The 7,357-nt window shown below is 64.4% G+C and carries 7 protein-coding genes; 6 read left to right on the top strand and 1 reads right to left on the bottom strand.

Annotated elements, in window-relative coordinates:
* From infB to LPZ50_RS19065, 5 genes are all read left to right on the top strand, one after another.
* A partial coding sequence (gene infB, locus LPZ50_RS19085; RefSeq protein WP_230663734.1) for a translation initiation factor IF-2 occupies window positions 1-2,063 on the top strand: 2,063 nt, incomplete at its 5' end.
* 26 nt (window positions 2,064-2,089) lie between these two features.
* Window positions 2,090-2,491 (top strand): 30S ribosome-binding factor RbfA, encoded by a 402-nt coding sequence (gene rbfA / locus LPZ50_RS19080; RefSeq protein WP_230663731.1) that lies wholly within the window; start codon window positions 2,090-2,092, stop codon window positions 2,489-2,491.
* Between the two features lie 42 nt (window positions 2,492-2,533).
* On the top strand, window positions 2,534-3,286 hold the full coding sequence (gene truB, locus LPZ50_RS19075; RefSeq protein WP_230663728.1) for a tRNA pseudouridine(55) synthase TruB: 753 nt from the start codon (window positions 2,534-2,536) through the stop codon (window positions 3,284-3,286).
* Window positions 3,283-5,106, top strand: coding sequence for a translational GTPase TypA (gene typA / locus LPZ50_RS19070; RefSeq protein WP_230663724.1), 1,824 nt, complete (start codon window positions 3,283-3,285; stop codon window positions 5,104-5,106). The genes truB and typA overlap by 4 nt, the downstream gene beginning before the upstream one ends.
* Before the next feature lie 254 nt (window positions 5,107-5,360).
* Window positions 5,361-6,086, top strand: coding sequence for an HXXEE domain-containing protein (locus LPZ50_RS19065; protein WP_230663720.1), 726 nt, complete (start codon window positions 5,361-5,363; stop codon window positions 6,084-6,086).
* Between the two features lie 21 nt (window positions 6,087-6,107).
* Here LPZ50_RS19065 and LPZ50_RS19060 read toward each other — a convergent pair whose 3' ends face one another.
* A complete protein-coding gene (locus LPZ50_RS19060; protein WP_230663717.1) occupies window positions 6,108-6,506 on the bottom strand; it encodes a tautomerase family protein in 399 nt (132 codons plus the stop codon).
* Between the two features lie 121 nt (window positions 6,507-6,627).
* Here LPZ50_RS19060 and LPZ50_RS19055 point away from each other — a divergent pair.
* The coding region (locus LPZ50_RS19055) for a LysR family transcriptional regulator (RefSeq protein ID WP_230663714.1) at window positions 6,628-7,357 on the top strand (730 nt) is incomplete at its 3' end.

Here is a 7,357-nt window from a genome sequence, read left to right as displayed (position 1 = left end):
TGCTGCGCGCACCCGAACCGGAAGCGCCTGGCGCGCTGTCGGGCACGCTGCACAAGCCGGCCGGCAAGGCCGCCGCCGCAGGCGCCAAGAAAGACGCCAAGCCGGGCGCCGCGGGTTCCAAGAAAACCATCAAGACGGCCGAGGTCGCTTCCACCTGGAGCGACGACGCCTCGCGCAAGAAGCCGGCCGATGCCAAGGCAGGCGCGCCCAGCCGCGACGGCTGGCGTGCTGGCGGCAAGGGAGGCAAGGGCCGCAACAGCCGCAATCAGCAGGCCGAACGCCGCCACGAACCCGCGCCGCAGGAATTCATCGCGCGTGAAGTGCATGTGCCCGAAACCATCAGCGTGGCCGACCTGGCCCACAAGATGTCCGTCAAGGCCGCCGAGGTCATCAAGCATTTGATGAAGCTGGGCCAGATGGTCACCATCAACCAGGTGCTGGACCAGGAAACTGCCATGATCGTGGTCGAGGAACTGGGCCACGTGGCCATCGCCGCCAAGCTCGACGATCCCGAAGCCTTCCTGGACCTGACCCCCGCATCCGGCGAAGCCGAACTGCTGCCGCGCGCGCCCGTGGTTACCGTCATGGGCCACGTCGACCACGGCAAGACCTCGCTGCTCGACCACATCCGCCGCGCCAAGGTCGCGGCGGGCGAGGCCGGCGGCATCACGCAGCACATCGGCGCCTATCACGTCGAAACCGACCGTGGCATGGTCACGTTCCTGGACACCCCGGGCCACGAGGCGTTCACCGCCATGCGGGCGCGTGGCGCCAAGGCCACCGACATTGTCATCCTGGTGGTGGCGGCCGACGATGGCGTCATGCCGCAAACGCGTGAAGCCATCCACCATGCCAAGGCGGGCGGCGTGCCCCTGGTGGTGGCGGTCAACAAGATCGACAAACCCGAGGCCAACCCGGAACGCGTGAAGCAGGAACTGGTGGCCGAGGAAGTCGTGCCCGAAGAATATGGCGGCGACGTTCCGTTCGTGCCCGTGTCGGCCAAGACCGGCGCCGGCATCGACGACCTGCTCGAAAACGTGCTGCTGCAGGCCGAGATCCTGGAACTGACGGCGCCCGTCGACGCCCCGGCCAAGGGCCTGGTCATCGAAGCCCGCCTGGACAAGGGCCGAGGCCCGGTCGCCACCATCCTGGTGCAAAGTGGCACTCTCAAGCGCGGCGACGTCGTGCTGGCTGGCGCCAGCTTCGGCCGGGTGCGCGCCATGGTCGATGAAAACGGCAAGCAGATCCAGGAAGCCGGCCCCTCCATTCCGGTGGAAATCCAAGGCCTGACCGAGGTTCCGGCCGCCGGAGACGAACTCATCGCCCTGGCCGACGAGCGCAAGGCGCGCGAAATCGCGTTGTTCCGCCAAGGCAAGTTCCGCGACGTGAAGCTGGCCCGCCAGCAGGCGGCCAAGCTCGAGTCCATGTTCGACAACATGGGCGAGGGCACGCAAACCCTGCCGCTCATCGTGAAGACCGATGTGCAGGGTTCGCAGGAAGCCCTGGTAGCCTCGTTGACCAAGCTCTCCACCGACGAAGTGCGGGTGCAGGTGGTGCACGCGGCCGTGGGCGGCATCTCGGAAAGCGACGTCAACCTGGCCATCGCCTCGAACGCCGTGGTCATCGGCTTCAATGTGCGCGCCGAACAAAGCGCCAAGAAGCTGGCCGAATCCAATGACATCGACCTGCGCTACTACAACATCATCTACGACGCCGTGGATGAAGTGAAGGCGGCCATGTCCGGCATGCTGGCGCCCGAGAAAAAGGAAGAGGTCATCGGGCTGGTCGAAGTGCGCGAGGTCTATTCCATTTCGCGTATCGGCAACGTCGCCGGTTGCATGGTGCTCGACGGCCTGGTGCGGCGCGATTCGCAAATCCGCTTGCTGCGCAACAACGTGGTCCAATGGACCGGCCAGCTCGATTCGCTGCGCCGCTTCAAAGACGACGTCAAGGAAGTCAAGTCGGGCTTCGATTGCGGCTTGACGCTGCGTGGCAGCAACGACATCCAGGTGGGCGACCAACTGGAAGTCTTTGAAATCAAGGAGATCGCCCGCACCCTGTAAAGGGGCGGCGTGTCCAAGCGTTTTTCATGAGTCGTCACAAGTCCAAATCCATCCCCGGCCGCAATCTGCGGCTGGCCGACCAGATCCAGAAAGATCTGGCCGGCCTCATCCAGCGCGAGATCGACGTGTCCCGCGCCGGGCTGATCACGCTGTCGGGAGTGGAACTGTCCGCCGACTACGCGCACGCCAAGGTGTATTTCACGGTGCTGGGTGCCGAACCCGACACCGCCGCGGCGCTGCTCAACGAGAAGGCCGGCTGGCTGCATTCGCAGCTGTACAAGCTGCTGCACATCCATACCGTTCCCACGCTGCGCTTCTTCCACGATGCCCAGATCGCGCGCGGCATCGAGATGTCGGCGCTCATCGATCGCGCCAACCGTCCGGGCCCCTCCCCGGACGAGCCCGACGAACCCGAAGACCAGCGCTGACCGGCTGTCGTCGCTGCTGTAACTTTTTTCCTGGACTCGACGATGGCTAAACGACGCGGGCTGGCGCTCGACGGTGTGCTGTTGCTGGACAAGCCCGTGGGCCTGTCCAGCAACCACGCCTTGCAGCGCGCCAAGCGCAGCATGGATGCCGCCAAGGCGGGGCACACGGGTACACTGGACCCATTCGCCACCGGCTTGCTGGTGTGCTGCATGGGGCGCGCCACCAAGATCTCCGGCGCCATGCTCGAAGCCGACAAGGCGTATCGCGCCACCCTGCAGTTCGGCGAGGAAACCGACAGCGGCGACCTTACCGGCAACGTAGTCGCCACCGCCGATGGCGGCTGCCAGGTTACCGAAGCTGCCCTGCGCGACGCCTTGTCACGTTTCCAGGGCATCATCGAGCAGGTGCCGCCGATGTATTCCGCGCTGAAGCGCGACGGCAAGCCGTTGTACGAGTACGCGCGCCAGGGCATCGAGCTGGAACGCCCGCCGCGCCAGGTAACGATTCACCGCATCGACCTGTTGTCGCTGGAGGGCACGCGCGCCGAGATCGACGTCGCGTGCAGCAAGGGCACTTACATCCGCACCCTGGCCCAGGACATCGGGCGGGCGCTGGGCTGCTATGCCCACCTGGCTGCGCTGCGGCGCACGCATGTCGGGCCGTTTTCGCTGGACCGCGCCGTCACGCTGGAGGCCTTGCAGGCCATGACAGACCCCAAGCAGGCACTGCTTGCACTGACTGAATTGCCGGCGGGCCTGCTGCCCGCCACACAGACCTTAAAGGACCCGCTATGACTCGCGCCCTGCGCAACGTCGCCATCATCGCCCACGTCGACCACGGCAAGACCACGCTGGTCGACCAGCTGCTGCGCCAATCCGGCACATTCCGCGAAAACCAGGCGGTTACGGAACGAGTCATGGACTCGAACGACCTGGAAAAAGAGCGCGGCATCACCATCCTGGCCAAGAACTGCGCGGTTGAGTACCAGGATACCCATATCAACATCATCGACACCCCGGGACACGCCGACTTCGGCGGGGAAGTCGAGCGGGTGCTGTCCATGGTGGACGGCGTGCTGCTGCTGGTGGATGCCGTCGAAGGCCCCATGCCGCAAACTATTTTCGTCACGCGCAAGGCGCTGGCCCTGGGCCTGAAGCCCATCGTGGTGGTCAACAAGATCGACCGCCCGGGCGCCCGCCCCGATTACGTCATCAACGCCACGTTCGACCTGTTCGACAAGCTGGGCGCCACCGACGAGCAGCTGGACTTCCCGGTGGTGTACGCCTCGGGCCTGTCGGGCTACGCCGGCCTGGACGCCGACGTGCGCGAGGGCGATATGCGCCCGCTGTTCGAAGCCATTCTGCAGCACGTGCCGCAGCGCGAAGACGACCCCGATGGCCCGCTGCAGATGCAGATCATCTCGCTGGACTACAACAGCTACGTGGGCAAGATCGGCGTGGGCCGCATCAACCGCGGCCGCATCCGTCCCGGCATGGACGTAGCGTACCAGTACGGCCCCGACGGCTCGGGCGGCAAGGGCCGCATCAACCAGGTGCTGAAGTTCAAGGGCCTGGAACGCGAAGTGGTGGAAGAAGCCGAAGCCGGCGACATCGTGCTGATCAACGGCATCGAAGAAATCGGCATCGGCTGCACCGTCATGGACCCGGCCAAGCCGGAGGCCTTCCCCATGCTGCGCATCGACGAACCCACGCTTACCATGAACTTCATGGTGAATACCTCGCCGCTGGCCGGCCGCGAAGGCAAGTTCGTCACCAGCCGCCAGTTGCGCGACCGCCTGGACCGCGAACTGAAGTCCAACGTGGCGCTGCGCGTGCGCGATACGGGCGACGACACGGTATTCGAAGTGTCGGGCCGTGGTGAATTGCACCTGACCATCCTGCTGGAAACCATGCGCCGCGAAGGCTACGAGCTGGCCGTATCGCGCCCGCGTGTGGTGTTCAAGGACATTGACGGCGTCAAGTGCGAGCCCTTCGAGGCGCTGACCGTCGACGTCGAAGATGCCCACCAGGGCGGCGTCATGGAAGAACTGGGCCGCCGCAAGGGCGACCTGCAGGACATGCAGCCCGACGGCCGCGGCCGTACCCGTCTGGAATACCTGATTCCCGCACGCGGCCTGATCGGCTTCCAGAACGAGTTCCTGACGCTGACGCGCGGTACCGGCCTGATGAGCCATATTTTCCACGAGTACGCGCCCATGCGCGAAGGTTCCATCGGCGAGCGCCGCAACGGCGTGCTGATCAGCCAGGACAACGGCGATGCGGTGGCCTATGCGCTATGGAAGCTGCAAGACCGCGGCCGCATGTTCGTCAACCCCGGCGAGGCGCTGTATGAAGGCATGATCATTGGCATTCACAGCCGCGACAACGATCTGGTGGTCAACCCCATCAAGGGCAAGCAGCTGACCAACGTGCGCGCCTCGGGCACCGATGAGGCCGTGCGCCTGGTGCCTCCCATCCAGCTGTCGCTCGAATACGCGGTCGAGTTCATCGACGACGACGAGCTGGTCGAGATCACGCCGAAGTCGATCCGCCTGCGCAAGCGCCACCTGCAGGAACACGAGCGCCGCCGCGCGGCGCGCGAAAGCGCGGCCTGAACTTTTCCGGGCCCATTCGCAAGGCCGGCGGCGCGTGAGCGCCTTGCCGGCCTTTTTCTTGGTTTATCGCCGATATCTTCAAGCCGAGTCTGGTCGGCTTCTCGCGTGACGTTCTCGAAATTCGCGCGTACTTGGCCGCCGTGTGGAACAGGGTGGAGCTACCCCACCGCCCCGTCACTGTTGCTGTATGGCAACAATAGCAGCGGAAGAGGCGGGGTTGGGGGATGATTCGCCCAGCAAGTCTGGAGACGCTCATGGCCTGGAGCTGGTTTGACATTGCATTTCCCTGGATTGGTGGTGCAGCCGCTGTCGTGCTCTTGGCGTCGCTGTTCGGCACCAATTGGCTGCGCAGTGGCTCAATGCCGTCCCGTTGGCGTGATCCCGTTTGGCTGTCATGGATGGCGGCCGTTATATATCTCCTGCATAACTTCGAAGAGTACGGGCTGGATTTCCTGGGAAATTCACACGCATTTCCCAATGCGCTTTGCGCGAATCTCAAGCTCCCTCCTTTTCCAGACTGTCCCATTCCTCCCGTTTTTTTCTTGGCAGTCAATATTCCCCTGTTCTGGATCGTCGGGCCGCTGGCCGCGCTGCTTAGCCCCAGGCATCGCCTTGTGGGATTCGCGTTGTTCAGCGTGATCTCCATAAACGCCGTCATGCATATCGCGGCCGTCTTCGGGACTGGCCAGCCCTACAATCCAGGCCTGCTGACTGCGTTGCTCCTGTTCCTTCCGTACGCGGTGTGGGTCGCCCACACATTCTTTGGCAAGGATCGGTTCAGCTACAAGGCATTGGCATTTCTTCTTGTGTTGGGCGTGCTGCTGCACGCGTTCCTTATCGTGCCAGTGTTCATGTTCACCAAGGGCGTCATCAGTGCCCCGGCGCTTGTCTGGAGCCAGATCATGAATGCAGGGCTGCTGCTCGTAGCGACGCGGCTCGCGGAGAAGTGGTGCGGCCACTTCCCAATTCGTCCGGCTTGAGTTGCAGTCAAACGTTCTTTTTCAGACGCCGGCGCGCTGGTGCCGGTATTCCTGCGTGGCGCCGCCGTATCCATAGGCGGCCGCGCGGGCGTCTATCACGTGCACGTACGAGCATTCGTGCAGATTGCCCAGCAGTTCCTGGAAGGCCGCAAAAACCGCGGCGATATAGCGGGCTTTTTCCTGCTTGGTATTGGTTTCGTCGGTCACGCTGATGTCCAGGTGAAAGGCGTTCTGCCCGGTTTCTGATAGCGGCTGCCCGCCTATGAACCAGGCATCGTGCGGAATGTATTGCAGGGTGATGGCGATTACCGGCAGTTGCTTGCCCAGTACCGATTGGGTCAGCGCCGCAACCTTGTCGACGACGCGGCGGCTGCTGCCGGTATCGGGCTGGCCGGAAAGATGGATGGCGATATGAGGCATGGCGGGGCTCCTGTAAAAGCGGCCGCGAAGACGACCGTGCATGCAGTCTAGGCCATGCTTTGACATCGGAAAAACGGGAAATTCAGATGAAATCCAACGGAAAAACAAATGGATTACCGCTATGCCCGGCTTCGATCTGGACCATCTCCGTACTTTCATCGCCGTGCTGGACGCCGGCAGCCTGACCGCGGCCGCGCCCCTGCTGTACTTGTCGCAATCGGCTGTCAGCGAGCAGATCCGCAAGCTGGAAGAACGCGCCGGCCACGCGCTGCTGGTGCGCACCAAGGCAGGGGTGCATGCCACGCCCGCAGGCGCGCGGCTGCAGGGCCACGCGCGGCGCATCCTGGCCCTTAGCGACGAAGCCTTGCGCGACCTGCGCGGCGTGCCGCTCAATGGTGAATTGCGCCTGGCGCTTACCGATTACTTCCGGCCGCGCGATATCTCCGAACTCTTGCGCCGCTTGGGCCAGCAGTATCCGCAGGTACGGCTGCACGTCGCCATCCTGAAAAGCGGCGAGGTCGAGAGCGCGTGCGCGCATGGGCGCTACGACTTGGGGTTGAGCATGCATGTGCGCGCATCCGGCGCGGCGGTCCGGGCGCCGGGCCAGGTGCTGCGCCGCGAGCCTCTGTGGTGGATGGCGGCCGAAGGGTACCGGTTCGTGCGCGGCGCGCCGCTGCCCCTGCTGGTGCTGCCAGAATCCTGCGCGCTGCGCCAGTTCACCGAAAGCGCGCTGGCACGGCGCCAGCGTGCGTACAGTGTCGCGCACGTGGCATCGGGAGTGGCTGGCCTGCAGTTGGCGCTGGCCGCTGGCCTGGGGGTGGCCTGCCTGAACGAATCGGCGCTGGCGCCAG

The sequence above is a fragment of the Bordetella petrii genome (genome assembly GCF_020991325.1).
Classification (GTDB): Bacteria; Pseudomonadota; Gammaproteobacteria; order Burkholderiales; family Burkholderiaceae_B; genus Bordetella_A; species Bordetella_A petrii_E.
This window is presented reverse-complemented; position numbering and strand designations above follow the sequence as displayed.